The sequence below is a fragment of the Mycobacterium sp. NGS54 genome (assembly GCF_059812465.1).
In genome coordinates this window covers 60625-86449 of sequence record NZ_JCALCS010000007.1, presented here as the reverse complement: position 1 = coordinate 86449, position 25825 = coordinate 60625, and the positions used below count along the sequence as shown (strand labels likewise).

Sequence of the window (25825 nt, the reverse complement as noted above, 5' to 3'; positions counted from 1 at the left end):
GGCTACACCTTGGCGAAGCCCCTGGGAAGCGTCAGCGGCAGATCGGTGTAGGTGACGATGCCCGGCGGGGCGGCGACGACCGCGGGGATCGCGTTGATGACGGGCAGCGCCGTCATGATGTGCCCGAGCGCCATGAAGTCGGCGATCGTCTCGGCCTGGAAGTACGGGGGCGGTAGGAAGCCGACTTTGGTTGTCACCGTTGGCTGCCCGTCGATCTGGATGACCCAGCCGTCCTGGTCGATCTTCCAGTCGGGCTCGAGTGTCTGTCCCTTGCGCCACCGGACGTTGAGGTCGATCAGCGTCTTGTCGCCGACGACGCCCTGCCAGCTGATGTAGACGCCCGCGACGCATCCGGCCGGAATCGTCCAGGACGCCATCTCGAGATCGGCTGTGGTCTGGGCGAATTCGGCCACGCAGCGCACCTCGTCGAGCTCGACGCCGAGCGCGTCGGCCACCAGCCGCACGGCCTCGCCGAAAATGGCCGTCCCCTTCTCCGCCATCGCCGCCAACTCCGGGTGGTCGATCGGCTGGCCGAAGCCGACCGGCCTCTCGGTGTCGGGCGAGTCGTAGAACGTGGTGTCCGCCGCCTCGATGACCGAGACCTTGTCGATCCGGTTGCACACCATCGCCGAGACGATGGCCAACAGCTCGGCGAAGCCCGGGCTGACCCCGGAGCCGAACATCGTCGAGCCGCCCTTCTGGCAGGCCTCGACGATCCGGTCGCGGCCCTCGCCGAGGTTGGCTCCGGTGATGAACGACGCCGTCGTCACCACGTTGACGCCCGCGGACAGGATGCGGACCAGTTCGTCGACGTTGATCCACATCGGGTTGTAGACGACGCAGTCGGGTTTCAGGGCGAGCAGCGCGTCGACGTCGTTGGTGGCGCTCACGCCCAGGGGGGCGATGCCGACGAGTTCACCGGCGTCGCGGCCGACCTTGTCTTCCGACCAGGCGTAGCAGCCCACGAGTTCGAGCATGGGATTGTCGGCGATCGACTGCAGCGAGCTCTTGCCGACGTTTCCGGTGTTCCACTGGACGACCCGATAGTTGTTTGGCACTCGCTCAGCATAGGGACTGGCGGGGCCACCGAGAAGCTCAGTAGTCGGATTCGCCGGCCAGGATCTCCGCCAGGAACGCGTCGTTCGGCGGCCGGTCCAGCCGGGCCCTGGCCCACCGGCGAACCCGCTCCCGGGTCTCGCGGGCCTCCGACACCTGGGCGCCGACGGTCACCGACGTGGCCGACCAATCGTGGTCCCAGGCGGCCGCCTCCGTCACCGGGCGCTGGTCGCCGTCGACGAGCGGCAGGACCGCGCCGCCGTGGGCGTCCAGGGCGCCGCTGCCGCTGACGTCCCCGGACCGCAGTCGCACCGCGATGCCGGTGGCTGGGTCCGGGCCGATGACGGCCGCCCGCACGACGGCGACCACCGCCGCGTCGGCCATCTGGACGGTCCAGTCGACCGTGTGCTCGCCCGCGTCGAAGATTCCGGGCGGAACCGCGCCCCAGCCGATGGACGCGACGCCGCGGGCGATCGGGACCGCGCCGCGCGGAGCCGCGTCGGCGCCGGCGGCCAGCGCGTAGTCGTCGCGGCGCCCGCTACCGACGGCGAGCTCCGTGCCCGGATCGTCCAGCGCCGCATACAGTTCCGGCCAGCCGTCGCCGTCCACACCGACCTCCTCGGCCAGCCCGGCGCCGGCCCGCACCAAATCGCGGATCCGCGGGTCGCCGTCGCGCAGGTGTGCGAGCAGGGCGGGGCCGTGCGGCGCCAGCAGCCCCACCACGTCGGAATCGAGCGTGTCGTCGGTGAAGAAACCCTGCGCCCCGGACGTCAGCAGCGCGACCTCGACGTCGAGCAGCGCACGATCGAGGCCGGCGATGCCGTCGAGGCGACTGGCCGGCCACCACCGCCGCAGCCAATGCCCGATGGCGAGCCGCCGGAGCGGGTCGACCGAGCCCGGCACGATGTCCACCCCGGCGAGCTCGATGCCGCGCGGCTCGCTGTCCGTGTCGTCCAGCGCGGACGCTATCGCGACGTGCCCCGCCTCGCCCAGGACACGCCAAAGCCAGTCGGCGCGTGACAAGTCGGTGAAGGTGATCCGGGCCGAGCCATCGTCGGGTGGGTCGTCGATCGTCCACGACAGCACGCCGCCGCTGACCTCCAACACTGCGGCCAGCGGCGAATCGGCGGTGACTGGACCGGTGCTCCACAGTCCGGAATCGGCGACCAATCTCATCCGGCCACCTGCAATTCCAGCATCGCCTTGATGCGTTGCCGATGGTCGAGGCTCACCGACCGCGCGACGCCCTCAAGCAGCGAGCGCACCTCGTCGACGTCGTCGCACGGCTCCTGCCAGACGTCGCGCCCGTGCAGCCGCGCCCACAGCCGGCTCAGGTAGGGCTGGGCGTACGCGGCGAGGTCGTCGACCACCTGCCGCTGGCGCGGGTGGATCGGGCCGCCCTCGGCGAGGTAGCGCCGGGCGTGCAGCACGTAGGCCTCCTTGCGCAGCCGCGCCTGGATCTGGGCCGCCAGCGCGTAGCGGCTGGAGACCGAGGGGTCGAGCGGCGCCAGCTCGACGGCGACCTCGATGCCGGCCACCAGGGTCGCCTGTTTGTCCTCGGACAGTAGCCCCCAGGGCGCCGCGGCCCGGTCCACCTCCTCCTCGCACAGCAGCGGGATGTCGGGCAGCGCGTCGCGGTCCAGCGCGCGCCGCAGCGTCGCGCGTACCCGGTCGACCACGGTGCGATCCAGCGGGCGATCGCTGTCGGGGCCGCCCGCGATCGGTGGTTGTCGTTGTGGCTGAACCGAACTCAGGCCCAGCCCGATGATCGACCACGGCAGCTCGGCGGCCTCGACGCGGGCCAGGGCGCCCAGGTTGTACGGCGTGGTGTCGGCGATCACGGCCGACCAGACCCGTTCCCGGGCCGCCGCAGCCCGGTGGCTGTTGGCCGGCCCCAGCACCGTGCCGAGCTCGGCGAAAAACGCCCCGGCCCCGGTGGCCGGGTCCGTTTCCGCGGGACGCACGTCTCGCCAGCTGCGGTCGAGCTGAGCGGCCAGCCCGGCCACCACGTCGGGGCTCGCCACGTACTGGTGCAGCACCTCGATCGCGGTGCGGTCGCGGCCCTGGTGAATGTCGTGCAGCACCGCGGCCGCCGTCTCGCTATCCTGCGGCGCCGGTGGGCCTTTCGTCACCGCCAGCTCGAAGCAGACCGGGAAGTACAGTTCCTGGGCGTTGCCGGTGCGGATGCGCTGCCTGCGGCGCTCGAGCTTGAGGGTATCGAACCACGCTGCGGCGGAACGCAGTTCGCGTGCGCTGCCGACGATGAGCTCGTGCATCGCCGCCGCGGTCTCCGGTGCGACGACGGGGGCCGAATACTGGGGATTGGATCGCAGCCGGAGCACCAGCGGATCGATGATGCGCTTGACGGTCCGGCTCAAGGGCCCGCCGTCGTCGCTGCTGAGCACCTCGACGCCGGGGCCGATCGCGCGCCACGCCGCCTCGATCACCGACCGGCGCGGGTGGCCCACGACGGCGACAGTCGCAACCTGCGAATCCGCGCTCACCTGGACAGGATAGGGGCTTTTGAAAAATATCGGCAGCCGAAAAGTTGGGTTCGGTAGCCGTTTGGCCGTTAGAGCCTGGTGGCATGAAGAAGCTGATCATGCTGCTGTTGGGGGCCCTCGGGCTCCGGTTCGCCCGGCGCCGGAACGCGGCGGGACCGACCGTCGGGGTCGGCACCGTGCGCACCGTCGGCGACGAGCGCCAGGTTTTCATCGAGGTGGTGGCCGTGTCCGGTGAGACGTTCATCGGAAAGTTGGCACCCTGCGGCGACGACGCCGACGTGTCGATGCTTCGCCCCGGCCTGGTCGTGTTGGTGGCGTTCGATCCCGCTGCCCGCGAGGAGCTTTCGCTGCCCGACGACGTGATGGCCGTAAACGCGTCCTGGCTGGCGTCGATCTGACGCTATCGCGCGCCGTCCACCGCGAAACTGACCATGGCGCCCCAATACAGGGGGCTGGCGGCGAGGACGCCGTCACGCCAGCGGCGCATCTGCGCGCGCTGCCAACGGTTGACCGCGCACCCCGCGTCGTCGCCGTCGTGCGCGTCGTCCACGGCGACAACGGCGTCGGCCATCGGGTCGCCGGATTCGTGGCCCGCGAACAGTCGATAGGCCGCGGAGGTGGGCAGCGACCACAACGTGGCGCTGACCAGCTGGGCGCCACCCAGCACCATCGCCGCCACCAGGCCGGTCGCCTCGTCGAATTGATAGTCCCCGCCGGATCCGCAGGCCAGCAGGGCGACCCGCGGGGGAAGCGGCAGTTGCAAGGAGATCACGTCCGACGCGGTCAGCGGGCGATGGTCCCCGATTGCCTCGGCGTCCCCGGGAATCTCGGCCGTACATGCCAGGTGCAGCGCCGCGCGGTCGGCCTGGCCGTGTGCCGAACTGGCGTGGCCGACGTACATGAGCCGGCTCGGGGATTGCGCCAGCTGCTTGGCCAGCCAGACGCGGTCGGCGTCCTGGCGGCGGAACAGTTCGACCGCGTCGTCGACGTCCGGCAGCACCGGCCGGCGCTTCATCAGCTCGGCGAAGTGTTGCGCCAGTGGGGTTTCCGCCGAGGGCCTGCCCAGCACCGAGCCGAGCGCGGAGTCCGGGCGCTGCCCGGGCACCCGGGGGTCGAGGACCAGCACCGGCGGCCCGTCCCGCCGGGCCTCCCACCCGGCCGGCGCCCGCGGCGAGTGCACGATGTTGGGCGGCACCGCCATCAGCACGTCGACGAGTTCCATCAGCCGGTGGCCATCGGTGCGGGCGTCGATATCGTCGAGCTGCCAGGGGATCTGGGCGGCCACCCGGCCGCTGGCGGTGATGGCGTCCTGGCGGGCCCGCACGAGTTCTTCCTTGCTCGGCCCCGATTTCGGCACCGCCAGCAGGCCCCACGGCACGCGCGCCAGCCGGGAGCTCGGCGAGACGAACAACACCGCGCGCGGGGTCGCCACGCACTCCGTCAACAGTTGCCAACCGGCCGCGCCGATCAGCAGCACACCAAGGATGTAGGCCATCGTCAGCTCGGAGTCCGGGGCCGCGAACGGCCCCGTCGTCAGCGCCCGCTCGATCGCGTCGCGGCGGCTCTCGGTGCCGTGCGGCTCGGGCAAGGCACCGACCAACTCCTGTAGGGCGGCCAGCAGGATCGGCTCCTCCACCACCCAGTTGACGGTCCGGGACGGCTGACCGACCACCCGCAAACTCGCGTACGTGACGATCCCGACGTCGGCGAACCGCAGAACCAGAGTCGGCCGGCCCGTATCGCTCATGGCCAAGTGGACCAGGCGGGTTCGCCGGCGGTGACCTCGCGGCCGTAGCGCTGCAGCGCCAGTTCGCGATAGTGGCTCATGATCGGTGCGGCATCGGGCTGCATCTGCAGCGGCGGCAACGGGCCCAACCGCGTGAGCGTACGGCCACCGCCCGCCGGCGGGCCGGCCGCGGCCAGCGCCTGGCCGTCCTCGATGAGCAGCGGTGGGGCCGCGGTGGACGCCCACTCACCGATCTTGGCGCGCTCCGGCTCTATGTCGAAAGTTCCTCGGGCGCTGTGATATTCGACCAGCTCGCTGACCAGCTCGGTGTTCTCCCATTCCCACGCGACGGCGAAGGCCCCGGCCAGGATGGGCGCCGAAACACTGGTCGCCCAGCGCGATCTCGCGTCGGCGTCGGCGATCGAATACCGCACCGAGTCGACCGCGAGCGCGGCCGGCACCTTGAGCTCCGCCGCCTGTTCGAGCTTGCTCATCCCGCGCCAGTATTCCGGGGTGCCGATCTCGCCCTTGAGGATGCCGAGGCCCTCGGCCTGGCGCGCCTCGGTTTCCTCCAGCGTCTCGTCGGGATCGCCCGAGCTGTCGAAGCCGAGGTCCGCCAACGCATCCGCGCGCCACACCGTGCCGAGGTGGTTGTCGAGCTGGGCGTACTGCAGCCAACTGCTGCGCGGCGACGAGTCGAGCAGTTCGCGCGCCTCGGCGATCAGCTCGACCGCGTCGGCGAACTTACTCCAGAAGATCGCGATCCAGCTGCGTTGCAACAGAATACGGTGTAGATACAGCGGCTTGCCGAGCTCGCGCCAGTGCCGCTCGGCATGCTCCCAGCACTCGTCGGCCGCCTGCAGGGCACCGGATCCCAGCCGGGTGAATCCCATGTACAGCCAGCACCGAGCGATGTCGTGCGCCCGGTCGTAGCGCGCGATCACGGGGTAGGCCTCCGAGACCAGTTTCTCGGTGCCGGCGTGATCGGCCGATGCCCAGCGGGCCGCTGCGCGTTCCAATTGTGTTCTGGCCGCTGCCAATTCCCAGCCGTTCGTCTGCGCGCGGGCTCCCGCGCGGCGCAGCCAGGGTTCCGCCTCGGCCAGTCGCCCCGTCTCGACGCAGAACCTGCCGTACTCGGTGGCCGCCGCGACCCGGAGATAGTCGCCGAACGGGCTGTCACCGCTCAGGCGGTCAAAGTCTTCTAGCACGGCGAGTATCTGCTCCCACAACGGAACCGACTGCACGTGCAGGTCGTCGTCGCAGAGCGCGCTCGCGCATAGCGTTTGCGCACGTGTTACGAGGTAGCCGTGCTCGTCGGCGAGGTCGGCGAAATCGTTCGCAGGGTCCGCGGCCGCCAGCGCATCCAGCGCCGCGGCGGCGCCCTCGTGATCGCCGAGGGCCGCGGCCAGGCCGGTCTGAAGAAACTGCGCCCGCCGCGAGTACCGCGCGATCAGGTGCGCCACCTCGGCGTCGGACATGCGCACCTGTTCGGCCGCCTCCGGCATGGTGCCCGCGGCGATTCCCTGGTAGACGGCCACGCAGTCGCGGATGCGCCGGATCGACTCGCGCACGCCGTCATTCGCGCCTCGCGCCAGGTAGATCTCACCGAGCTGCGCGAGGGCCTCCAGCATCAGATCGTCCCGGTCTTCCCGCTCGATCTGCGGGATCAGCGACAGCAGCAGATCGCGCGCCCGGGTTTCGTCGGCGGCAAACGCCAACCGGCGGGCGTTCTCCAATTCGCCGGGGATCGACACGGCTGCATCATAAGTCCGCCGCCGCGGACGTGGCGAGGAACCGTAGCGGCGGGCGTGTGAGTGAAGGCACGCCCGCCGCCGCGGTGTTCGATCGATCAACCGCAAGTCACCTTGATGCTGAAGTCCTTGGTGATCATGCCGGCCATCGGGTTCTTCATGTCGGCGCCCTGCGCCTGGCCGGTGATGGTGTAGGTCTTGCCGTCCACCGCCACGTTGGCCGAGCCGACCTTCGCGCCCATGCCGTTGCTGACCGACAGGGCGTTGCCGTCGACGAAGAGCGCCAACGACTCGACCGACGGGGGGTTCGCGTCGGTCATCACCACGGCCAGCGCCTGCTGGGGCCCACTGGTGGTGCCGCTGCCGATGTCGATCTTGCCGCCGGTCCGGACGCAGGTCACCGCGGACGGGTTCAGGCCGGGCAGGTCGGTGCCACCCACCTTGACCTGCGCGTTGGTGCCGGCGCCGGTGGAGGCACTGGGCGCGGTGCTGGACGCCGGGCTGGCTGAGTGTCCGCCGCTCGAGCAGCCCACCAGCGCAGATGCGACACCGAGGGTTCCAATCGCTCCCACGAGAAGACGTTTCACTGCATTTCCTTCCTTCATGCGTCGCCCCAGTGGCGTCGTCATGGGCGCAAGTACAGACCTGCCGCGTTGCTACCGATCCCAATTTCGAAGCTCAGCCGGTAGGCTGCCTCGACACGGCCCACGAAGGGAGACGCGCAATGGCGAGCGTGAAATGGCTGGAACAGCCTGAGGCGCACGACTTCCCGGCGGCGGCCGACTACCTCGCCCTGCTCGCGCAGCCCGGCACCGCCAACGAGTTGGCCGAAAAGCTCAAGGCCGGAGTCGTCAGCCACAAGAAGGCCAAAGACATCCTGCGGGCGGCGCAGCTGAGGCTGCTGCCCGACGACAACCCGCACGTCGCCGCCGACCTGTCCAAGATCAAGAAGGGGCAGGCGCTGTCCCCGATTCTGCTGGTACGCGGCGACTTCACTTCGGGTATCCCGTTGCAGATCGCCGACGGCTACCACCGGGTATGCGCGAGCTATCACACCGACGAGAACACCGACATCCCCGTCGTTATCGTTTCACCGTGATCGAGATCGAAGCCGCCGGCGCGGTCCAGGTACTGACCCTTTCGTCGGGGCGCGTCAACGCCCAGGACGTCGAGCTGCTGAAGGAGCTGACCGAGGCGCTCGGGCAGCTGCAGCATTCCGGCGGCGGCGCCCTCGTGGTCACCGGCGCCGGCCGCGCGTTCAGCGCCGGGGTCGACCTCAACCGGGTGGTGGAGGGCGGCGCCGGCTACACCGACCGGCTGATCCCGGCGCTGACCGAGGCGTTCGAGGCGATGTTCTGTTACCCCGGCCCCACGGTGGTCGCGATCAACGGGGCCGCCATCGCGGGCGGGTGTGTGCTGGCCTGCGCCTGCGACCGCCGGCTGATCAGCCCCGAAGCGCAGATCGGGGCGTCCGAGGTCCGGGTCGGGGTGCCGTTCCCGGTCGCCGCGCTCGAGGTGATGCGCTACGCATGCGGCGATCGCGCCGAGGAGGTGCTGCTCGGCGGCGGCGTCTACCGCGGCGACGAGGCCGTCGCCAACGGGCTCGCCCACCGCGTCGTCGCCGACGACCTCGTCGGGGCGGCGGTGGCGGAAGCGTCCGACCTCGCCGGCATCGCGGCCGAGGCGTATCGCCACACGAAGGCCCAGCTGCGGGCCCCCACCCTGGCGCGGATGCGCGAGGGCGCCTTGGTCGACAGCGAGGTCCGACAATTGTGGGGCGCCGCCGAGACGCAGCGGCGCCTCGCCGCCTACGTCGAGAGCCTGCGGCGCCGCTGAAGCTGACTCAGCAGGCGAATCACTCGTCGAGCGCGACGCCGCCGCGGGTGCGCCTGCGCCGCATCCGGTGCGAGCCCTTGCCGGTCGGGCGGCGGTTTTGCAAGCCGCCCCGGGGCTCCTCGGCGTCCTCGGCGTCCTCGGTTTCCGCCGGCGCTTCCTCGGTGTCCTTGGTGTCCTCGCCGGCCTCGGCGGCCGATTCGGATTCGGCAGTGGCCTCGACGGGCTCTTCTGCCGTTTCCGGCTCTTCGGCCTCGTCGGTGTCTTCGGCCTCTTCGGCCACTTCGTCGGCCTCGTCCGCCTTCTTGCGGCGCAGGCCCCGCTTCTTGGGCTCCTTGGCCTTCTTGGGCTTGATCGGTTTCGGCGGTGGCGGCGGCAACTCGGCGATGAACGACAGGTAGAAGGCGAAGATGCCGATGACGCCGATCGCGGCGGCGGCCCCGTAAATCGCGAACAACCACTGACCCGCGTGGTCCAGGCTGAGCCAGATCTCGCTGATCGCCGCCCCGATGATCAGCACACCGGACAGCACGTGGGCCACGATCGACCACAGCCTGATGGACAGCGCCAACTGCGGCGTCCCCAGCTCCGGCTTGCGGGTGCGCAACTGGGTGAACACCACGGGCAGCGCGGCCAGGGCGATCAGCACACCCGTCACGATCCGAAGCGTCGTCCCCACCGAATGCGTGGTGTCGCCCATCAGCTCAGGCCAGCGGGGCAGCACGAAAAAGAAGTAGAGGACGCCGGCAGCGACCGAAAACGACGCGTGCCACGGTATGGCGACCTTGCGCCCCATACGCCTCCTCATGCTGCGGGTGAGCCCAAGCCAGCCTAAAGGCCGGTCAAAGCGATTCCAAACAACCCCGTGCGTGGTCGCGCCTCGACCGAGGACGACCGGTGGCGGAGGATGCGGGATTTGAACCCGCGAGGGCTGTTAACCCAACCCGCGTTCCAGGCGAGCGCCATAGGCCACTAGGCGAATCCTCCGTGGGCCATGGTAACCGAGTGGCGCGCGGTCGCCGCCGGTTGCTTCCGGCCAGGTACTAGACTCGCCGGAGGACCCCGCGCGGCGTCTATCCTGTGAACTCCCCCAGGGCCGGAAGGCAGCAAGGGTCAATGGGCTCTGTCGGGTGCGCGGGGTCCCCTATGTAGATAGGTGGCGACCCGCTGCAACCGGCTTTGCCGCGTTTGCGATCGCCACGTGACCCACCCCCGGTCGGACCGCGAAAGGGCCCGCATAGCTATGGCGTCGTTCGATTCCCTGAGCCCTGACGAGCTGGCCGCGGTGCACGCGCGCAACCAGCAGGATTATGCGGAGTTGCAGGGCAAGAAGCTGGCTTTGGATCTGACCCGCGGCAAGCCCTCGCCCGAACAGCTCGACCTGTCCAACCAGCTGCTGAGCCTGCCCGGCGACGATTACCGCGACGCCGAGGGCACCGACACCCGCAACTACGGCGGCCTGCACGGCCTGCCGGAACTGCGGGCCATCTTCGGGGAGCTGCTCGGCATCCCCGTGCAGAACCTGATCGCCGGCAACAACTCCAGCCTCGAGCTGATGCACGACCTCGTCGCGTTCTCGATGTTGTACGGCGGCGTGGACTCGCCGCGGCCCTGGAAGGACGAGGCGAGCGTCAAGTTCCTGTGCCCGGTGCCCGGCTACGACCGGCACTTCGCCATCACCGAGACGATGGGCGTCGAGATGATCCCGGTCCCGATGCTGCCCGAGGGCCCGGACGTCGACCTGATCGAGGAAGTTGTCGCCGTCGACCCCGCGATCAAGGGGATGTGGGCGGTGCCCGTGTTCGGCAACCCCACTGGAGTCACCTACTCCTGGGAGACGGTTCGCCGGCTGGTGCAGATGCGGACCGCGGCGCCCGACTTCCGGCTGTTCTGGGACAACGCGTACGCGGTGCACACCCTGACGCACGATTTCATCCGGCAGGTCGACGTGCTCGGTCTGGCGGCCGCGGCCGGCAACCCCAACCGGCCGTACGTCTTCGCGTCCACCTCGAAGATCACCTTCGCCGGCGCCGGGGTCAGCTTCCTGGGCGGATCGCTGGGCAACATCGCCTGGTACCTGCAGTACGCGGGCAAGAAATCGATCGGCCCGGACAAGGTGAACCAGCTGCGGCACCTGCGCTTCTTCGGCGACGCCGACGGCGTTCGCCTGCAGATGCTGCGCCACCAGCAGATCCTGGCGCCCAAATTCGCGCTGACGCTCGAGATCCTCGATCAGCGGCTGAGCGACTCGAAGATCGCCTCGTGGACCGACCCCCAGGGCGGCTACTTCATCAGCCTCGACGTGCTGCCCGGCACGGCGCGGCGGACCGTCGCCCTGGCCAAGGACGCGGGCATCGCGGTGACCGAGGCGGGCGCGTCGTTCCCGTACCGCAAGGATCCGGACGACAAGAACATTCGGATCGCGCCGACGTTCCCGTCGCTGCCGAACCTGCGTGACGCGGTCGACGGGCTGGCGACCTGCGCGCTGCTGGCGGCCACCGAGTCGATGCTGGTCTCCTCCCCGTCGAGCGTGAGCTGACGGCTTTCTCACACTCGACGCCGCCCGGGCCTTAGTCGGCGCGCGCCGGTAGCCTGCTGACCGTGGCCCTCTACCGCAAATACCGACCGGCAACCTTCGCCGAAGTAGTGGGGCAGGAGCACGTCACCGAGCCGCTGTCCATCGCCCTGGAAGCCGGCCGAATCAACCACGCCTACTTGTTTTCCGGGCCGCGCGGCTGCGGAAAGACGTCGTCGGCGCGCATCCTGGCCCGGTCGTTGAACTGCGCGCAGGGCCCGACGGCCACCCCGTGCGGGGTGTGCGAGTCCTGCGTCGCGCTGGCGCCCAACGCGCCGGGCAGCATCGACGTGGTGGAGCTCGACGCCGCCAGCCACGGTGGCGTGGACGACACCCGCGAGCTGCGCGACCGCGCGTTCTACGCCCCCGCGCAGTCGCGCTACCGGGTGTTCATCGTCGACGAGGCGCACATGGTGACGACCGCCGGGTTCAACGCGCTGCTCAAGATCGTGGAGGAACCGCCCGAGCACCTCATCTTCATCTTCGCCACCACGGAGCCGGAGAAGGTGCTGCCGACGATCCGGTCGCGCACGCACCACTACCCGTTCCGGCTGCTGCCGCCGAAGACCATGCGGGCGCTGGTCGGGCGGATCTGCGAGCAGGAGGGCGTCGTCGTCGACGACGCGGTGTATCCGCTGGTGATCCGCGCCGGCGGCGGCTCGCCGCGCGACACGCTCTCGGTGCTGGATCAGTTGCTGGCCGGGGCCGAGGGCAATCACGTGACCTATCAACGGGCGCTGGGCCTGCTGGGCGCCACCGACGTCGCACTGATCGACGACGCCGTCGACGCGCTGGCCGCCGCCGATGCCGCCGCGTTGTTCGGCGCGGTCGAATCGGTGATCGACGCCGGGCACGACCCGCGGCGCTTCGCCACCGATCTGCTGGAGCGCTTCCGCGATCTCATTGTGCTGCAAGCGGTTCCGGATGCAGTGAGCCGCGGCGTGGTGGATGCGCCCGAGGACGTGCTGGACCGGATGCGCGAGCAGGCGGTGCGAATCGGCCCGGCGACCCTGACGCGCTACGCCGAGGTTGTGCAGGCCGGGCTGGGCGAGATGCGCGGCGCGACGGCCCCGCGCCTGCTGCTCGAAGTGATCTGTGCGCGGCTGCTGCTGCCTTCGGCCAGCGACGCCGAGTCGGCACTGCTGCAGCGCGTCGAGCGGATCGAGACCCGGCTGAGCGTCTCCATCCCGGCGTCGGAGGCCGCCGCCGAGCCGAGCCCCCCGCCGCGGCGGGCGGCCTTTTCCAGGCCCCAGCCGAAACCCGAGCCGAAACCCGAGGCGAAACCCGAGCCGGCTCCGCCGCCCGCGCCCGAGCCCGCGCCCGAGCCCGAATCCGCCGCTGCCCCGGGCGAACTCAATGCGTCGGCGGTGCGGACCATGTGGCCGACGGTGCGCGACAAGGTGCGCCAGCGTTCCCGCACCACCGAGGTGATGCTGGCGGGCGCCACCGTCCGCGCGCTGGAGGACAACACGCTGGTGCTGACCCACGCGTCGGCGCCGCTGGCCAAGCGGCTGTCCGAACAGCGCAACGCCGACGTGATCGCCGAGGCGCTCAAGGACGCGCTGGGGGTGAGCTGGCGGGTGCGCTGTGAGGTCGGTGCGGCCGAACCCGGGCCGACCACCGCGCCCGCCCCCAGTCAGGAAGCGCCCCCGGACGAACCCGCCGACGCGAATTCTGCCCAGCGAGACGAAGAGGAGCACATGCTCGCCGAGGCCGGTCGCAGCGAGGCGGGGCCGCGGCGCGACCCGGAAGAGGCCGCGCTCGAGCTGCTGCAGAACGAGCTCGGTGCGCGCCGGATCGACGGCGCCTAGGCCCTAATCAAGGCGTCCACCACGGCCGCAGCGGCAGTTCGTCGTCGCCGCGGGCGTCGACGTTGGCCGCCAGCACGTGGTGCAGCTGAAGGTTGTTCTGCTCGAAGGCAACTCGTGAGGCCGCCATGTACAGGCCCCACACCTTGGCCGTCGCCAACCCGACCTCGGCGACCCCTTCGTCCCAGTGGTCGACGAGGTTGTGGCACCAGTCGCGCAGCGTCATCGCGTAGTGATGCCGGAAGTTCTCCTCGTGCAGCACCTCGAAACCGGCGTCCTGGATGTCGGTGACGATGCGGCCCGAGCCGGTCAGCTCGCCGTCCGGGAACACGTAACGGTCGGTGAACCCGCCGGCGAAGGAGGTCGCCTTGTTGTCGTGCCGGGTGATGCAGTGATTGAGCAGCAGGCCCCCGGTGCGCAGCTTGGACTTCAAGAAGCCGAAGTACGCGGGGTAGTTCCTGACACCGATGTGCTCGGTCAGGCCGATGGAGGAGACGGCGTCGAATCCGTCCTCGCCGACGTCGCGGTAGTCGGAGTGGCGGACCTCGGCGAGGTCCGCCAGGCCCTCGTCCTCGATCGCCTGCCGCGCCCACTTCGCCTGCTCGGCCGACAGGGTGGCGCCGATCGCACGGACACCGCGGCGCGCCGCGTAGCGCACCATGCCGCCCCAGCCGCAACCGACGTCGAGTAGCCGGTCGCCCTCCCGCAGCCGCAGCTTTTCGAAGATCAGCCGGTACTTGTTGTCCTGGGCCTCCTCCAGCGTCGCGTCGGCGTGCGGATAGACGGCGCACGTGTAGGTCATCGACGGGCCGAGCACCCATTCGTAGAAGGTGTTGGAGACGTCGTAGTGGTGGTGGATGGCCTCGGCGTCCCGGGTCTTGCTGTGCATGACGCCGGCGGCAACCCGCCGCCACCGCGGCGGTGCCTCCTCCGGCGGCGGGGCGACGGGCAGCAAATGCTCGAAGCCCAGCGAGCGGACGACGTTGGCGAGCACCCGCGCGGACGGCCGCTTGAAGTCGACGCGGTCGGTCAGCGTCTTGAGTAACTGGTACGGATCGCCGGGATGCACGCCGTATGTCTGCAGGTCACCCGAGACGTAGGCGCGGGCGAGGCCGAGTTCGCCGGGGGCGGTGGCCAGATAGGTGGCGCCGCGCGGCGAACACAGGTCCAGGCCCAGCTCGGCGTCCTCGTTGCCGGCGGTGCTGCCGTCGTAGGCGGTGAACTTCAGTGGGTGGCGCCCGGTCGCGGCGAAGATCTCCAGGATCTCGGCCATGCTGAGCTTGCCGGTCGTGGTGTGGTGGGGCTCTTTGGTGGTCGTCATCGCCGTTGCACCGCCTTTGCGTACAGGTCCAAAAGACGCGAATCGGGATCGTAGGTCTTTTTCACGGTGTTGTAGGTCTCCCCGCCGTAGAGTTCGTCAAACTCCTCGCGGGTGTAGAAGGAGTCCGAGTACAGCGACTTGTGGCCGTCGAGCTCGCTGACCTTGGCCTCGATGGCACGGTTTGTCACCCCCGCCGAGCTTCCCCCGGGGCCGGCCGGCACCGAGGACCAGAACCCTATGTTGACGTATGTGTGGTCCGGCCGCATCGGATACAGCGGCCAGCCCTCGTGGTCGCGCAACCGAAGCGGGCACAGCCAGATCGGGGTGATGGGCACGTTGCCCAGGAACCACTCCAAGAACCCGCAGGTCCGTTCGACCGGAACCTCGACGTCCTGCACGACGCGTTCGCGCGGCGGACGGCCGTTGCGTTTCTCGATCCGGTCGGCGATGCCGAAACGCTGGTCCAGGGCGACGAGCTTCCAGTAGAAGCTGCTGCGTCGGTACCGGCGCGGCCACCAGCGCCGCACCCGCGGGTTCTGCGCGCCGAACGCGCGTGAGCACCAGAACCAGTCGGTGTCCCAGCGCCACAGGTAGTCGTGGATCGTCAGCCGATCGTCCTTGGTGGCTTCCACCCCTGCCGCGTCGTGCCGAATCGATTGGTAGTAAATGTTTTTCCCGGTGTAGTCGCCGACCGGACCCGGCGTGGCGGTTCGTCGCCCCACGCACAGGTAACTTTCGTCGGCGCTGAACACCACGCCGTCCAGGTAGTCCACCGGGGTGCCGCCCTGCCCACCGGTATCGATGATGCGCTCCATCGCCGCGACCAGGTCGGGTAGCGAGCGGAAGCGGATGTGCCGCAGCGCCACGAACGGCGCGACGGGTTCCAGCTCGATCCGAAGTCGAGTCGAATAACCCAGTGTGCCATAGGAATTCGGGAAGGCGCGGAACAGGTCGGGATGCTGGGTGCGGGACGCGGTGAGCAATTCGCCGGCGCCGGTGAGGATGTCCATCTCCAGCACCGATTCGTGCGGCAGGCCGTTGCGAAACGACGCCGACTCGATGCCCAGGCCGCTGACCGCGCCGCCGAGGGTGATGGTCTTCAATTGCGGAACCACCAGTGGCGAAAGGCCATACGGCAGCGTCGCGGCCACCAGGTCCTCGTAGGTGCACATGCCGGCGACGTCGGCCGTCCGGGTTTCGGGATCGACCGAGAGAACGCCGGTCAAACCGGAGGTGTCCAGGCCGCGGCTATCGCGTTTGGTGCGGGCGCGGAACAGGTTTGAGGTGGGCTTGGCGAGCCGGACGGCGGACGTTGCGGGGATGGATCGATAACTCGCCATCAACCGATCGACGCCCGCTGCGTGAGCCGAGAGTGCAGATCCAGGGACAGGCACCACATATACCCTAGTCTTCGAAAACAGCCCGTGCACCCGCGCGCGGGCGGCATCAACGGAGGAGTCGGGCCTGATGGGCCAGGTGAGCGCAGCCAGTACGATCTTGATCAACGTCGGGCCAGAGGCCACCCTTGCCGCGGTCGCGGACTACCAGAAGGTGCGCCCAAAGATCCTGTCCCCGCAGTACAGCGAGTACCAGGTGGTGCAAGGCGGCCAGGGCGCGGGCACCGTCGCCAAGTGGAAGCTGCAGGCCACCAAGTCGCGGGTGCGCGACGTGCAGGTCGACGTCGACGTCGCGGGCCACACCGTCATCGAGAAGGATGCGAACTCGTCCATGGTCATCAACTGGACGGTGGCTCCGGCCGGACCGGGGTCCAGCGTCACGGTGAAGACCACCTGGAACGGCGCGGGCGGCGTCAAGGGGTTCTTCGAGAAAACCTTTGCGCCGTTGGGGCTGAAGAGGATTCAGTCCGAGGTGTTGGCGAACCTCAAGAAGGAACTGGAAGGCTAGCGCGCCTGGCCCTGGGTGGCCAGGAAGCCCGCGACGCCGCGGACCAGCGCGTCGGCGTATTTCTGCCGGCCATCGGCCGACTCCATCAACGCCGAATCCACCGGGTTCTTCATGTTCCCGCATTCGACGAGGATCGACGGGTACTGCGCCAGGTTCAGGCCGGCGAGGTCCGAGCGCCCGTACAGACCGTCCTGGCCGATGTAGTTGGCCGGCGGAATGCCCGAGGCCTGCAACTGGTCGCGCATGATTCGGGCGTACTGCACCGACGGCCCGGCCTGCGCCGGGTTCAGCGGCGGCGCCGAGTAGTTGACATGAAAGCCCCGCCCGGACGGCGGGCCGCCGTCGGCGTGGATGCTCAGGATCGCGTTGGGGTGCAACGAATTGGCCATGTTGGCGCGCGCGTCGACGCACGGACCCAGCCCCGTGTCGTCACCGCGCGACAGGGCGGTGCGCACGCCCAGGGCGTTCAGCTCGGCGCGGACCCGCAGCGCGGTGTCCCAGGTGAACGTGTGCTCCCCGTAGCCGCTGTTGGTCGACGTCCCGCTGGCCTGGCAGTCCTTCGTGCCGCCGCGCCCGGTGGGCACCTGGCGGGAGATCGACGCGTCGTTCGAGCCGTTGTGGCCCGGGTCGATGAAAACGACCATTCCGGCGATATTGGACGGTACGGCGGTCGCCGTCGGCATGATCGCCGTGGAGGCGGCAACCAACACGCCGACCGCCAATTTGATTCCGACACGCCTGCTCAGTCGTAGGTCCACCGCGCAAAGGTAGCTTCGCGCGGTCTACGCTGGGTGTTCCGAATCGCCCGACATCCGCAGGCGAAACCAACTCGAGACCAAGATGCGAGGGGATTGTCATGCAACCCGGAGGCGACATGTCGCAACTGCTCGCCCAGGCGCAGCAGATGCAGCAAAAGCTATTGGAAGCCCAGCAACAGCTCGCCAACTCCGAGGTGCACGGTGAGGCCGGTGGCGGCCTGGTCAAGGTGACCGTCAAAGGCAGCGGCGAGGTGGTCGGCGTGCAGATCGACCCCAAGGTTGTCGACCCCGCGGATATCGAGACCCTGCAGGACCTGATCGTCGGCGCGATGGGTGACGCCTCGGCGCAGGTCACCAAGATGGCGCAGGAGCGGCTGGGCGCGCTGGCCGGCGGCATGGTCGCCCCGGCCAAACCGCCGGCGCCGCCCACCCAGCTGCCTGGGCTGTGACGCCATACCGACATGTTTGAGGGACCCGTCCAGGACCTGATCGACGAGCTGGGCAAGCTGCCGGGCATCGGGCCCAAGAGCGCGCAGCGCATCGCGTTCCACCTGTTGTCGGTCGAGCCGCCGGACATCGACCGGCTGACCGCGGTGCTGGCGAAGGTCCGCGACGGCGTGCGGTTCTGCGCGGTGTGCGGCAACGTCTCCGACGACGAGCGCTGCAGAATTTGTTCTGATACCCGTCGAGATGCGTCTGTGGTGTGCGTCGTCGAGGAACCGAAGGACATCCAGGCCGTCGAGCGCACCCGCGAATTCCGCGGCCGCTACCACGTGCTCGGCGGCGCGCTCGATCCGTTGTCCGGGGTGGGTCCCGAGCAGCTGCGCATCCGCGAGCTGCTGACGCGCATCGGTGAGCGCGTCGACGATGTCGACATCGCCGAGGTGATCATCGCCACCGACCCCAACACCGAGGGCGAGGCGACCGCCACCTACCTGGTTCGGATGCTGCGCGACATCCCCGGCCTGACGGTGACGCGGATCGCGTCGGGGCTGCCGATGGGAGGCGACCTGGAGTTCGCCGACGAGCTGACCCTGGGCCGCGCGCTCACCGGCCGCCGGGCGATGGTCTGACTTTGTCTTCTGCTCGCTATGCGGCGAGCCTGTAATTTCGCAGGCCCTTACCCGCACTTCTTCTGCGGATTTACAGGCTCGGCGGCTGCTGGCGCGAACAAGCGTTACCTGGTCACGACGGCGAAGTTGTCGCTGGTGTTCCACGCGGCTTCGAAAGTGGCGATGGAGACCTGCTCGTTGCGGCCGGCCCTGATGCCACTGTCGTTGAGGTGCACCAGATTTGCCTGGGTGTCGATGCCGATGACGACGACGAAGTGGTTTTCCACGCTGCGGTCGCCGGGGTCGTTCCAGATGACCCTGTCGTTGAGCCCGACGATCACCCTGCGCCCCTGGTCGAGATCCTGCTCGAGGGAGCCGACGTTGGTGTGCACCGCGTCGGCCGCGATGCCGTAGTGCGCCAGCAGCACCGGCAGGTCCGAGTTCTTGGTCTTGCCGCCGGGCTGGTAGATGGGGCCGGGGTGGCTCACGCTCGGGATGTTTCCGGCCGCGCGGGTGACCTCGTCCTCGGAGGGCTCGCGGCCGGTGATCTGTCCGACCACGTCGGCGACCGCCATCTCGCCGCAATCGAGGTCCTGCTGCTGGTAGCGCCAGTACGGCGCGGCGGCGGCCGGGTCGCCGTGCATCCCCTCGTGGCGCGGGGCGGGGGCCGCGTCGGCCGTCCCCGCGAACGCGACCATCGAGCCGGCGGCCGCGCTCAGCAGGGCCGCGAGGCCGACGATGCGCGCGGCGCCGGCGACCCTGGTTCTCGTGTTGCGCATGGGGTTCCTTTTCTCGGTAGGGCTTCGAGAAAAGGCTGGGCGGCGGCCCTAGACGGATCCTTGAAGGATTCTTGGCGCGCGAGCGGCGCCCCGCAAGACATAAACCGCGAAGCAAAGGGCCTCAGGCGCGCAGCCGCTCGCGGCGCAGCAGATCAACCTCGGGCAGCTGCAGCGGCGGCAGCTCGCCCACCACCTTGCCCAGCAACAGGTCGGCCAGCTCCGGGTTACGGGCCAGGCACGGCCCGTGCATATAGGTCGCGACCACGCTGCCCTGCACCGCGCCGTCGACGCCGTCGCCCGCCCGGTTGCCCGCGCCCTTGATTACCGCGCCCAACGGTGACGCCGCGGGCCCCAAAACCGTTCCGCCGCGGTGGTTTTCGAAGCCGGTGAGCGGTTGCGTCAATCCGGTCGGCAGCGGCTCGCTCACCAGCTCGCCGATGGTGCGCTTGTCTTGCGGCGAGGTGGTCAGGTCCAGCATGCCCACGCCGTCGACCCGTTCCCCGGCCGACGTCTCGTACCAGTGCCCGAGCACTTGGATGGCCGCGCAGATCGCCAGCACCGGAGCGCCCCGGTCCGCCGCGCGCTGCAGACCCGGGTGCTTGATCAGGTGCTTGGTCGCTAGTCGCTGCGCGTAGTCCTCGGCGCCGCCGAGCGTGTACAGGTCTAGCGACTCGGGCACGGGATCGGCGAGCGTGATCTCGACGATCTCGGCGGCCACACCCCGCAGCCGCAGGCGTTGGCGGAGCACCAGGGCGTTGCCGCCGTCGCCGTAGGTGCCCATCACGTCGGGCAGCATCAGCCCGATCCGCACGGTCGAGTCAGGCATGGCGCGCCAATGCTCGTTGCAGCTGCAGGAAGGCGGTGTAGTTGGCGACGACCTCGACGCGCCCGGGCGGGCACGACGCGATGGCCGCCATGGTGTCGTGTACGAGCGTGTGCTTGACGCCCGCGTACCCGAGGCGCACCGCCAGGTCGGTGCCGCGTTCGCCGGCCGCGACGACCGGTGTGTTTTCGAAGTGCTCGAACCGCACGTCCCACAGCCAGGACAGGTCCTCGCCGTCGGGCACCTGCCCGTTGACCGCGATCACCACCCCGGCCGCGTGCTTGTCCACCATCGACAGCGCCTCCTGCCAGCCGGCGGGATTCTTGGCCAGCAGGATCCGCGCTTCGTGCTCGCCGACTCGGACGCTCCGGTAGCGTCCCGCGACCTCGTCGACCTGAGAGACGGCCGCCACCGCCCGCGCGGGGTCGGCGCCCAGCGCGACGGCGGCGGCGACGGCCTGGGCGGCGTTGCCGCGGTTGACCGCGCCCGGCAGTGCCAACCGCATGGGCACGGCCAGGCCGTCGGGACCGTGCAGCGTGTCGTCGTCGAACCACCATTGCGGGCTGGGCCGCTTGAAGTCGGCGCCGGTGGAGTACCAGTGCCCCGTGTCCCGGACGATGATCTCGCCGCTGCGCGGGCAGCTGACCGAGTCGTTGGCCCACGCCCCGCCCGCGGCCACCCACACCACGTTGGGGCTGTCGTAGGCCGCGGAGGTCATCAGCACGTCGTCGCAGTTGGCGACGACGAGCGCGTTCGGGTGCCGGGCCAGCCCGGCCCGCAGCGTGCGTTCGATCACGTTGATCTCGCCGACCCGGTCCAGCTGGTCGCGCGACAGGTTGAGCAGCACGATGACCCTGGGTTCCACCGCATCGGCGACGTGCGGCACGTGCATCTCGTCGACCTCCAGGGCGGCCAGCCCGGCCTCGCGGTCGGCGGCCAGCGCGGCCACCAGGCCGGCGTCCATGTTGGCGCCCTCGGCGTTGGTGGCCACCGGGCCCAGGGTCGCGAGCGCGGCGGCCGTCATCCGCGTGGTGGTCGACTTGCCGTTGGTGCCGGTGACGATCACGGTGCGCCGCCCGGCGCCCAGCTGGCGCAGCACCGAGCGGTCCAGCGTCATCGCGACCAGCCCGCCGATCATGGCCCCGGCCCCGCGCCCGGTGACCCGCGACGCCCACCGCGCGCTCGCTCCCGCGGCGAGGGCCAGGCGCGCACGGGTGGTGATCACCCGGCAGAGTTTATTAGGGCGATCGCAAGCGCGGCGCCGTGCGCCGGGCGCCGCGGGTCGCCCGCGTGGATTTAAGCGCGATCGCAAGCGCGGTGCTATGCGCCGGGCGCCGCGGGTCGCCCGCGTGGATTTAAGCGCGACACGACTCGTAGCGAACCGGCGATGTCGGCCTGCCGTGCCATCCTCAGTTCATGAACCGGGTGTCCTGGGGGCGGCCGGCCAGCGAGCCGGCCGGGGGTTGGGCCGTAATCGACGTCGAGACCTCGGGGTTTCGGCCGGGTCAGGCGCGGATCATCAGCATCGCGGCGCTCGGCCTCGACGCGCGCGGCCGGGTCGAGCAATCCGTGGTCAGCCTGCTCAATCCCGGGGTCGACCCCGGCCCCACCCACGTGCACGGCCTCACCCCCGCAATGCTGGAGGACCAGCCGCAGTTCGGCGACATCGTCGGCGACCTTGTCGAGGTGCTGCGGGGCCGCACGCTGGTGGCGCACAACGTCGCCTTCGACTACTCGTTCCTGGCGGCCGAGGCCGAGCTCGCCGAGGCGGAGCTGCCCGTCGACCACGTCATGTGCACGGTCGAGCTGGCGCGCCGGCTGGACCTCGGGGTCGACAATCTGCGGCTGGAGACGCTCGCGGCGCACTGGGGCGTGATCCAGGAGCGGCCGCACGACGCCTTCGACGACGCAATGGTGCTGACCGGAGTGCTGGAGTCGGCGCTCGAGCGGGCGCGCGAACGCGACGTCTGGCTGCCGGTGCGCCCGGTGACCCGGCGCCAATGGCCCAACGGGCGGGTCACCCACGACGAGCTGCGTCCACTCAAGGTGCTGGCCTCCCGAATGCCGTGCCCCTATCTCAACCCGGGGCCGTACGTCCGCGGCCGGCCGCTGGTCCAGGGCATGCGGGTGGCGCTGGCCGCCGAGGTGGCCCGCACGCACGAGGAGCTGGTCGAGCGGATCCTGCACGCCGGGCTGGCGTACAGCGACGTCGTGGACGGCGAGACCTCGCTGGTGGTCTGCAACGACGCCGCCCCCGAGCAGGGCAAGGGCTATCACGCCCGGCAGCTCGGGGTGCCGGTGGTGTCCGACGCGCAGTTCATGGACTGTGTGGGCGCCGTCGCCGGCGGCACCAGCATGGAGGAATTCACCGACGTCAACACGGCGCACCCGCAGCTCGCACTGTTCTGAGCGACCCCTTGCATCACTACATCCGTAGTAGTACCGTCAAGCGGCATGGCAACCACTACAGATGTAGTACAGCGAAAGTCCTGGTGGGTGGCGTACCGCCGGCACGGCTACTTCTTCCGCCCGGCGGCCATGCTGACCATCTCGCTCGGTGTGCTCATCCACCTCTACCGGGTGATCTTCGGCGACGACCTCACCTTGAAATACGCGCTGACCCTGACGACCGACCGGATCCTGCTCGTCCCCATGACGTATGCGGCCGTCACCGGCATCCTGGTGTGGCGTCGCGTGCGGTTCGCCAACAAGCCGCACCGGGCGTTCTTCACCGCGTCGCTCGTGTACATCGCCGGCAGCGTGCCGCTGCATATCTATTGCTCGTACGTGACCGAGGATCTTTCGCTCTACATGTGGTTTGGGATGTGGTTCAGCTACCTGTTGCTGATCGTGGTCTATCCCGCGTTCCTGACGATGTTCTGGCGGCTGCGCTACAAAGACTGATGGCCCCCAACCCGGAACGCCGCGCTCAGCTCCTCGACGCCGCCATCGGCATCCTCGCCGACACCGGGGTCGGGGGCCTGACGCATCGCCAGGTCGACGAGCGGGCGGGGCTGCCCGCGGGCACCACGTCGAATTACTTCCGCACGCGCCAGGCGTTGCTCGAAGCCACGGCGGCGCGCACCGTGGACCTGCATTGGCAGCGCGTCGAGGCGTTACAGGCCGCGATCGGGTCGCTCACCCGCGACGGCATCAAGGCACTGCTGACGCGGATGCTGTCCGACCCCGACGAACAGGCCCGTCGCTACACGCTGGCCCGGTTCGAGCTGTTCATGGAGGGCACGCGCCGCCCGGAGCTGCGGCCTTTCCTCAAGGACCTGCAGGCCGCCGCGGTGAAGTCCGCGACCCTCATCTTCGAGGCGGCGGGCTTCACCCCGGAGCCGTGGCAGATGGAACAGCTGAGCCGGCTGCTCAACGGCTACGTGTTCAGCAACCTCACGATCCCGGGCGGCGACGACCCTGCGGGGCTGGTCGACCGCCTGCTGCGCGCGTTCTTCGACGGCTAGGCCCAATGGTGCCGACCCGGCACTAGGCCCGCGACGCCCGGTTCACCGCCGACACCACCGCCCGCAGCGACGCGGTCGTGATCGACGGCGCGATCCCGACGCCCCACACGGTCCTGCCGTCGACCGAAGCCTCCACATACGCGGCGGCCTGCGCGTCGTCCCCGGAGCTCATCGCGTGCTCGGAGTAGTCCAGCACGGCGACGTCGAACCCGACGGTGCCCAGCGCGTGCACGAAGGCCGCGAGCGGCCCGTTGCCGACGCCGACGATCTCGGTCTCCACCCCGTTGACCTTGACGGTGGTGGTGATCGTGGTGCTGCCGCCGTCTTCCTCCGAGGCGTCGACCCGCTGCTTGATCCGCTCCAGCGGCCAGATCGGGGCCAGGTACTCCTCGGAGAACGCGTCCCACATCTCCTTCGGCGAGACCTCGCCACCCTCCCCGTCGGTGATCTTCTGGATCACCTGCGAGAACTCGATCTGCAGCCGACGCGGCAGCGCCAGGCCGTGGTCGGCCTTCATGATGTAGGCCACCCCGCCCTTGCCGGACTGCGAGTTGACCCGGATCACCGCCTCGTAGGTGCGTCCGACGTCCTTGGGGTCGATCGGCAGATACGGAACCTGCCAGAGCATGTCCTCGACGTCGGAATCCGCTTCGTCCGCGTCGATCTTCATCTGGTCGAGGCCCTTGTTGATGGCGTCCTGGTGGCTGCCGGAGAACGCGGTGTAGACGAGGTCACCGCCGTAGGGGTGACGCTCGGGCACGGGCAGCTGGTTGCAGTACTCGACGGTGCGGCGGATCTCGTCGATGTTCGAGAAGTCGATCTGCGGGTCCACGCCGCGGGAGAACAGGTTGAGCCCCAGCGTCACCAGGCACACGTTGCCGGTGCGCTCCCCGTTGCCGAACAGGCAGCCCTCGATCCGGTCCGCGCCCGCCTGATAGCCCAATTCGGCTGCGGCGACGGCGGTTCCGCGGTCGTTGTGCGGATGCAGGCTCAGGATGACCGACTCCCGGTTGGCCAGGTTGCGGCTCATCCACTCGATCGAGTCGGCGTAGACGTTCGGCGTGGCCATCTCCACGGTGGCGGGCAGGTTGAAGATGATCGGGTTGTCCGGCGTCGGGGCAATGATTTCGCCGACGGCGTCGCAGACCTGCTTGGCGTACTCCAGCTCGGTGCCGGTGTAGGACTCCGGTGAGTACTCGAAGCGCCACTGCGTGCCCGGGTGCTTGGTTGCCTCCTCGACGCACTTGCGCGCGCCGTCGGTCGCGATGGCCTGCACGGCGGCCCGGTCGGCGCGAAACACCACGCGGCGCTGCAGGATCGACGTCGAGTTGTAGAAGTGCACGATCGCTCGCGGCGCGCCCTCACACGCCTGGAAGGTGCGCTCGATCAGCTCCGGGCGGCACTGGGTCAGCACCTGGATCGTGACGTCGTCGGGGATGGCGCCGTCGTTGATGATCTCGCGGACGAAGTCGAAGTCGGTCTGGCTGGCCGACGGGAATCCGACCTCGATCTCCTTGTAGCCCATCCGCACCAGCAGATCGAACATGCGGCGCTTGCGGGCCGGGCTCATGGGGTCGATCAGCGCCTGGTTGCCGTCGCGCAGGTCCACCGCGCACCAGAGCGGGGCCCGGGTGGTGACCCGGTCCGGCCAGGTGCGGTCGGCCACGCGGACGGGCTCGACTTCCTCGGCGAAGGGCCGGTACCGGTTGATCGGCATCGACGAACCGCGCTGGGGATTCCACGCGGGTTGTTCGGGCCCGGGCGGGCCCGCGGGTTTGACGATGGTGCGCGCCGACTTGTAGGCGTCGGGCGAATCTGGATGGGTCACGATAATTGCTCCGGGGGATGAGAAGGAACCTCAGACCGGCGCATCGCGAACTCCCGCGACGGGAAGCCGGTCTTGATCAGACCCCGTCGCGGCGTCCGAGGAGGAGCACCCGCTGCACGTTGTGCACTCTACCGCGCCGAGGCCGGGCGCCAAAACCAGTGCTGGTGTGCTTGAGCGTCACCCGGAACTGCGTCGTCCGGTACGGCCAGCCCGTCGCGGTGTCCCACTGGGACACCACCAGCCCGACACCGCCCTGAACGTCCAGCCGCGAGAACGGAAGGATGTATCCGCCGTACAGCTGGGTGACCCGACTGTTCGGAAGGTCCTGGGCATCCCAGCTCGTCTCGACCACGGGCGTTTGGACCTCGGCCTCGTAGAGGTTGGCGGTCGGGGAGTCGATCGTCCGGTACCCCAACGCGTAGCCGGACGACAGGAAGCCGCCCAGGATCCAGGTGCCGGTCTCGAGCCTGCGCAACGCCAGCTCGCCCCAGGTCTCCTCGGACATCGGCGACCTGCGCGCCCAGGCGCGCTGGGCCAGTCAGATCTACCAGCGCTACGGCTACTGGACCTCGGTCGGGTCGGCCATCGCGACGTGGGCCGTCATCGCCAACATGAACTGAGCGGGCGGGTCGGCGGCCG

27 protein-coding genes, 1 tRNA gene and 1 other RNA gene are annotated in these 25825 nt (G+C 69.6%); 13 read left to right on the top strand and 16 right to left on the bottom strand.

What is annotated here, in order from left to right; genetic code table 11:
• Positions 1 to 2: 2 nt before the first annotated feature.
• The 3 genes from AC5Y5E_RS22515 to AC5Y5E_RS22505 are packed head-to-tail and all read right to left on the bottom strand — an operon-like array spanning position 3 to position 3560.
• Positions 3 to 1058, bottom strand: a complete 1056-nt coding sequence (locus tag AC5Y5E_RS22515; protein WP_499905168.1) for an NAD(P)H-dependent amine dehydrogenase family protein — start codon at positions 1056 to 1058, stop codon at positions 3 to 5.
• A gap of 37 nt (positions 1059 to 1095) precedes the next feature.
• Positions 1096 to 2232 carry a hypothetical protein gene (locus AC5Y5E_RS22510; protein ID WP_499905167.1) on the bottom strand — a complete coding sequence of 379 codons (1137 nt, stop codon included), beginning with the start codon at positions 2230 to 2232 and terminating at the stop codon, positions 1096 to 1098.
• Complete coding sequence (locus tag AC5Y5E_RS22505) at positions 2229 to 3560, bottom strand: hypothetical protein (protein ID WP_499905165.1); 1332 nt, start codon at positions 3558 to 3560, stop codon at positions 2229 to 2231. Before AC5Y5E_RS22505 ends, AC5Y5E_RS22510 begins: the two co-directional genes overlap by 4 nt.
• A 44-nt stretch (positions 3561 to 3604) precedes the next feature.
• Here AC5Y5E_RS22505 and AC5Y5E_RS22500 point away from each other — a divergent pair, with 44 nt between their 5' ends.
• Positions 3605 to 3958 carry a hypothetical protein gene (locus tag AC5Y5E_RS22500; protein WP_499905164.1) on the top strand — a complete coding sequence of 118 codons (354 nt, stop codon included), beginning with the start codon at positions 3605 to 3607 and terminating at the stop codon, positions 3956 to 3958.
• Between the two features lie 2 nt (positions 3959 to 3960).
• On the opposite strand, the gene AC5Y5E_RS22495 is transcribed toward AC5Y5E_RS22500, so the two are convergent.
• The 3 genes from AC5Y5E_RS22495 to AC5Y5E_RS22485 all read right to left on the bottom strand — a co-directional run bounded on the left by AC5Y5E_RS22495 (position 3961) and on the right by AC5Y5E_RS22485 (position 7642).
• Positions 3961 to 5307, bottom strand: coding sequence for a CHAT domain-containing protein (locus tag AC5Y5E_RS22495; RefSeq protein ID WP_499905163.1), 1347 nt, complete (start codon positions 5305 to 5307; stop codon positions 3961 to 3963).
• Positions 5304 to 7040, bottom strand: coding sequence for a hypothetical protein (locus AC5Y5E_RS22490; RefSeq protein WP_499905161.1), 1737 nt, complete (start codon positions 7038 to 7040; stop codon positions 5304 to 5306). Before AC5Y5E_RS22490 ends, AC5Y5E_RS22495 begins: the two co-directional genes overlap by 4 nt.
• A 95-nt stretch (positions 7041 to 7135) precedes the next feature.
• The gene (locus tag AC5Y5E_RS22485) at positions 7136 to 7642 is read right to left on the bottom strand and encodes a lipoprotein LpqH (protein WP_499905714.1); all 507 of its coding nucleotides are present in this window, start codon (positions 7640 to 7642) and stop codon (positions 7136 to 7138) included.
• 119 nt (positions 7643 to 7761) lie between these two features.
• On the opposite strand from AC5Y5E_RS22485, the gene AC5Y5E_RS22480 reads away from it, so the two are divergent.
• Together AC5Y5E_RS22480 and AC5Y5E_RS22475 are read left to right on the top strand one after the other, a co-directional pair.
• Positions 7762 to 8136: a hypothetical protein gene (locus tag AC5Y5E_RS22480; RefSeq protein WP_499905160.1), complete on the top strand. Its 375-nt coding sequence runs from the start codon at positions 7762 to 7764 to the stop codon at positions 8134 to 8136.
• Positions 8133 to 8873 (top strand): enoyl-CoA hydratase/isomerase family protein, encoded by a 741-nt coding sequence (locus AC5Y5E_RS22475; protein WP_499905159.1) that lies wholly within the window; start codon positions 8133 to 8135, stop codon positions 8871 to 8873. The genes AC5Y5E_RS22480 and AC5Y5E_RS22475 overlap by 4 nt, the downstream gene beginning before the upstream one ends.
• A 19-nt stretch (positions 8874 to 8892) precedes the next feature.
• Here the strand turns inward: AC5Y5E_RS22475 and lucA are convergent, their stop codons facing one another.
• Both lucA and AC5Y5E_RS22465 read right to left on the bottom strand, forming a co-directional pair.
• Positions 8893 to 9666: a lipid uptake coordinator LucA gene (lucA, locus tag AC5Y5E_RS22470; RefSeq protein WP_499905158.1), complete on the bottom strand. Its 774-nt coding sequence runs from the start codon at positions 9664 to 9666 to the stop codon at positions 8893 to 8895.
• A 102-nt stretch (positions 9667 to 9768) separates the two neighbouring features.
• A tRNA-Ser gene (locus AC5Y5E_RS22465) sits at positions 9769 to 9857 on the bottom strand.
• Positions 9858 to 9923: 66 nt separating this feature from the next.
• On the opposite strand from AC5Y5E_RS22465, the gene ffs reads away from it, so the two are divergent.
• The 3 genes from ffs (at position 9924) to AC5Y5E_RS22450 (ending at position 13256) form a co-directional block, all read left to right on the top strand.
• Positions 9924 to 10020, top strand: an RNA gene (ffs, locus tag AC5Y5E_RS22460) — signal recognition particle sRNA small type.
• A 93-nt stretch (positions 10021 to 10113) separates the two neighbouring features.
• Positions 10114 to 11409, top strand: a complete 1296-nt coding sequence (locus AC5Y5E_RS22455; protein WP_499905156.1) for an aspartate aminotransferase type Ic — start codon at positions 10114 to 10116, stop codon at positions 11407 to 11409.
• Between the two features lie 62 nt (positions 11410 to 11471).
• Positions 11472 to 13256, top strand: coding sequence for a DNA polymerase III subunits gamma/tau (locus AC5Y5E_RS22450; RefSeq protein WP_499905155.1), 1785 nt, complete (start codon positions 11472 to 11474; stop codon positions 13254 to 13256).
• A gap of 7 nt (positions 13257 to 13263) precedes the next feature.
• Here the strand turns inward: AC5Y5E_RS22450 and AC5Y5E_RS22445 are convergent, their stop codons facing one another.
• Both AC5Y5E_RS22445 and AC5Y5E_RS22440 read right to left on the bottom strand, forming a co-directional pair.
• Positions 13264 to 14574: a class I SAM-dependent methyltransferase gene (locus tag AC5Y5E_RS22445; RefSeq protein ID WP_499905154.1), complete on the bottom strand. Its 1311-nt coding sequence runs from the start codon at positions 14572 to 14574 to the stop codon at positions 13264 to 13266.
• Entirely contained in the window at positions 14571 to 15914 is a 1344-nt protein-coding gene (locus tag AC5Y5E_RS22440) for an FAD-binding oxidoreductase (protein ID WP_499905152.1), read from the bottom strand. The genes AC5Y5E_RS22445 and AC5Y5E_RS22440 overlap by 4 nt, the downstream gene beginning before the upstream one ends.
• A 127-nt stretch (positions 15915 to 16041) precedes the next feature.
• Between AC5Y5E_RS22440 and AC5Y5E_RS22435 the strand changes: the two genes are divergently transcribed.
• Complete coding sequence (locus AC5Y5E_RS22435; RefSeq protein WP_499905151.1) at positions 16042 to 16479, top strand: SRPBCC family protein; 438 nt, start codon at positions 16042 to 16044, stop codon at positions 16477 to 16479.
• Here AC5Y5E_RS22435 and AC5Y5E_RS22430 read toward each other — a convergent pair.
• Positions 16476 to 17237, bottom strand: a complete 762-nt coding sequence (locus tag AC5Y5E_RS22430) for an Rv3717 family N-acetylmuramoyl-L-alanine amidase (RefSeq protein ID WP_499905150.1) — start codon at positions 17235 to 17237, stop codon at positions 16476 to 16478. The genes AC5Y5E_RS22435 and AC5Y5E_RS22430 overlap by 4 nt on opposite strands.
• A gap of 98 nt (positions 17238 to 17335) precedes the next feature.
• Here AC5Y5E_RS22430 and AC5Y5E_RS22425 point away from each other — a divergent pair, with 98 nt between their 5' ends.
• Positions 17336 to 17686 (top strand): YbaB/EbfC family nucleoid-associated protein, encoded by a 351-nt coding sequence (locus AC5Y5E_RS22425; RefSeq protein ID WP_499878033.1) that lies wholly within the window; start codon positions 17336 to 17338, stop codon positions 17684 to 17686.
• 12 nt (positions 17687 to 17698) lie between these two features.
• The gene (recR, locus tag AC5Y5E_RS22420; RefSeq protein ID WP_499905148.1) at positions 17699 to 18310 is read left to right on the top strand and encodes a recombination mediator RecR; all 612 of its coding nucleotides are present in this window, start codon (positions 17699 to 17701) and stop codon (positions 18308 to 18310) included.
• Between the two features lie 104 nt (positions 18311 to 18414).
• Here the strand turns inward: recR and AC5Y5E_RS22415 are convergent, their stop codons facing one another.
• The 3 genes from AC5Y5E_RS22415 to AC5Y5E_RS22405 all read right to left on the bottom strand — a co-directional run bounded on the left by AC5Y5E_RS22415 (position 18415) and on the right by AC5Y5E_RS22405 (position 21116).
• Positions 18415 to 19068 (bottom strand): C39 family peptidase, encoded by a 654-nt coding sequence (locus tag AC5Y5E_RS22415; protein ID WP_499905147.1) that lies wholly within the window; start codon positions 19066 to 19068, stop codon positions 18415 to 18417.
• A gap of 121 nt (positions 19069 to 19189) precedes the next feature.
• Positions 19190 to 19894 carry a type 1 glutamine amidotransferase gene (locus AC5Y5E_RS22410; RefSeq protein WP_499905146.1) on the bottom strand — a complete coding sequence of 235 codons (705 nt, stop codon included), beginning with the start codon at positions 19892 to 19894 and terminating at the stop codon, positions 19190 to 19192.
• Complete coding sequence (locus AC5Y5E_RS22405) at positions 19887 to 21116, bottom strand: MurT ligase domain-containing protein (RefSeq protein WP_499905145.1); 1230 nt, start codon at positions 21114 to 21116, stop codon at positions 19887 to 19889. Before AC5Y5E_RS22405 ends, AC5Y5E_RS22410 begins: the two co-directional genes overlap by 8 nt.
• Before the next feature lie 191 nt (positions 21117 to 21307).
• Here AC5Y5E_RS22405 and AC5Y5E_RS22400 point away from each other — a divergent pair, with 191 nt between their 5' ends.
• The 3 genes from AC5Y5E_RS22400 to AC5Y5E_RS22390 are packed head-to-tail and all read left to right on the top strand — an operon-like array spanning position 21308 to position 23358.
• Complete coding sequence (locus AC5Y5E_RS22400) at positions 21308 to 22300, top strand: DEDDh family exonuclease (protein WP_499905144.1); 993 nt, start codon at positions 21308 to 21310, stop codon at positions 22298 to 22300.
• A gap of 45 nt (positions 22301 to 22345) precedes the next feature.
• Complete coding sequence (locus AC5Y5E_RS22395) at positions 22346 to 22795, top strand: hypothetical protein (protein ID WP_499905142.1); 450 nt, start codon at positions 22346 to 22348, stop codon at positions 22793 to 22795.
• The gene (locus tag AC5Y5E_RS22390) at positions 22795 to 23358 is read left to right on the top strand and encodes a TetR/AcrR family transcriptional regulator (protein ID WP_499905141.1); all 564 of its coding nucleotides are present in this window, start codon (positions 22795 to 22797) and stop codon (positions 23356 to 23358) included. The genes AC5Y5E_RS22395 and AC5Y5E_RS22390 overlap by 1 nt, the downstream gene beginning before the upstream one ends.
• A gap of 22 nt (positions 23359 to 23380) precedes the next feature.
• On the opposite strand, the gene leuA is transcribed toward AC5Y5E_RS22390, so the two are convergent.
• Complete coding sequence (gene leuA, locus AC5Y5E_RS22385; RefSeq protein WP_499905140.1) at positions 23381 to 25186, bottom strand: 2-isopropylmalate synthase; 1806 nt, start codon at positions 25184 to 25186, stop codon at positions 23381 to 23383.
• Positions 25187 to 25262: 76 nt separating this feature from the next.
• On the bottom strand, positions 25263 to 25661 hold the full coding sequence (locus AC5Y5E_RS22380; protein WP_499905138.1) for a DUF4185 domain-containing protein: 399 nt from the start codon (positions 25659 to 25661) through the stop codon (positions 25263 to 25265).
• Between AC5Y5E_RS22380 and AC5Y5E_RS22375 the strand changes: the two genes are divergently transcribed.
• Positions 25639 to 25806: a hypothetical protein gene (locus AC5Y5E_RS22375; protein ID WP_499905137.1), complete on the top strand. Its 168-nt coding sequence runs from the start codon at positions 25639 to 25641 to the stop codon at positions 25804 to 25806. The two genes, AC5Y5E_RS22380 and AC5Y5E_RS22375, sit on opposite strands and share 23 nt — an antisense overlap.
• The last annotated feature ends 19 nt before the right edge of the window (positions 25807 to 25825 follow it).

Coding starts and splice junctions, on each gene's coding strand:
- AC5Y5E_RS22445 (WP_499905154.1), bottom strand. CDS start 14,574: ATGACGACCACCAAAGAGCCCCACCACACCACGACCGGCAAGCTCAGC.
- AC5Y5E_RS22510 (WP_499905167.1), bottom strand. CDS start 2,232: ATGAGATTGGTCGCCGATTCCGGACTGTGGAGCACCGGTCCAGTCACC.
- AC5Y5E_RS22390 (WP_499905141.1), top strand. CDS start 22,795: ATGGCCCCCAACCCGGAACGCCGCGCTCAGCTCCTCGACGCCGCCATC.
- AC5Y5E_RS22495 (WP_499905163.1), bottom strand. CDS start 5,307: ATGAGCGATACGGGCCGGCCGACTCTGGTTCTGCGGTTCGCCGACGTC.
- lucA (WP_499905158.1), bottom strand. CDS start 9,666: ATGGGGCGCAAGGTCGCCATACCGTGGCACGCGTCGTTTTCGGTCGCT.
- AC5Y5E_RS22440 (WP_499905152.1), bottom strand. CDS start 15,914: ATGGCGAGTTATCGATCCATCCCCGCAACGTCCGCCGTCCGGCTCGCC.
- AC5Y5E_RS22410 (WP_499905146.1), bottom strand. CDS start 19,894: ATGCCTGACTCGACCGTGCGGATCGGGCTGATGCTGCCCGACGTGATG.
- AC5Y5E_RS22485 (WP_499905714.1), bottom strand. CDS start 7,642: ATGAAGGAAGGAAATGCAGTGAAACGTCTTCTCGTGGGAGCGATTGGA.
- AC5Y5E_RS22400 (WP_499905144.1), top strand. CDS start 21,308: ATGAACCGGGTGTCCTGGGGGCGGCCGGCCAGCGAGCCGGCCGGGGGT.
- AC5Y5E_RS22435 (WP_499905151.1), top strand. CDS start 16,042: ATGGGCCAGGTGAGCGCAGCCAGTACGATCTTGATCAACGTCGGGCCA.
- AC5Y5E_RS22395 (WP_499905142.1), top strand. CDS start 22,346: ATGGCAACCACTACAGATGTAGTACAGCGAAAGTCCTGGTGGGTGGCG.
- AC5Y5E_RS22415 (WP_499905147.1), bottom strand. CDS start 19,068: ATGCGCAACACGAGAACCAGGGTCGCCGGCGCCGCGCGCATCGTCGGC.
- recR (WP_499905148.1), top strand. CDS start 17,699: ATGTTTGAGGGACCCGTCCAGGACCTGATCGACGAGCTGGGCAAGCTG.
- AC5Y5E_RS22480 (WP_499905160.1), top strand. CDS start 7,762: ATGGCGAGCGTGAAATGGCTGGAACAGCCTGAGGCGCACGACTTCCCG.
- AC5Y5E_RS22455 (WP_499905156.1), top strand. CDS start 10,114: ATGGCGTCGTTCGATTCCCTGAGCCCTGACGAGCTGGCCGCGGTGCAC.
- AC5Y5E_RS22425 (WP_499878033.1), top strand. CDS start 17,336: ATGCAACCCGGAGGCGACATGTCGCAACTGCTCGCCCAGGCGCAGCAG.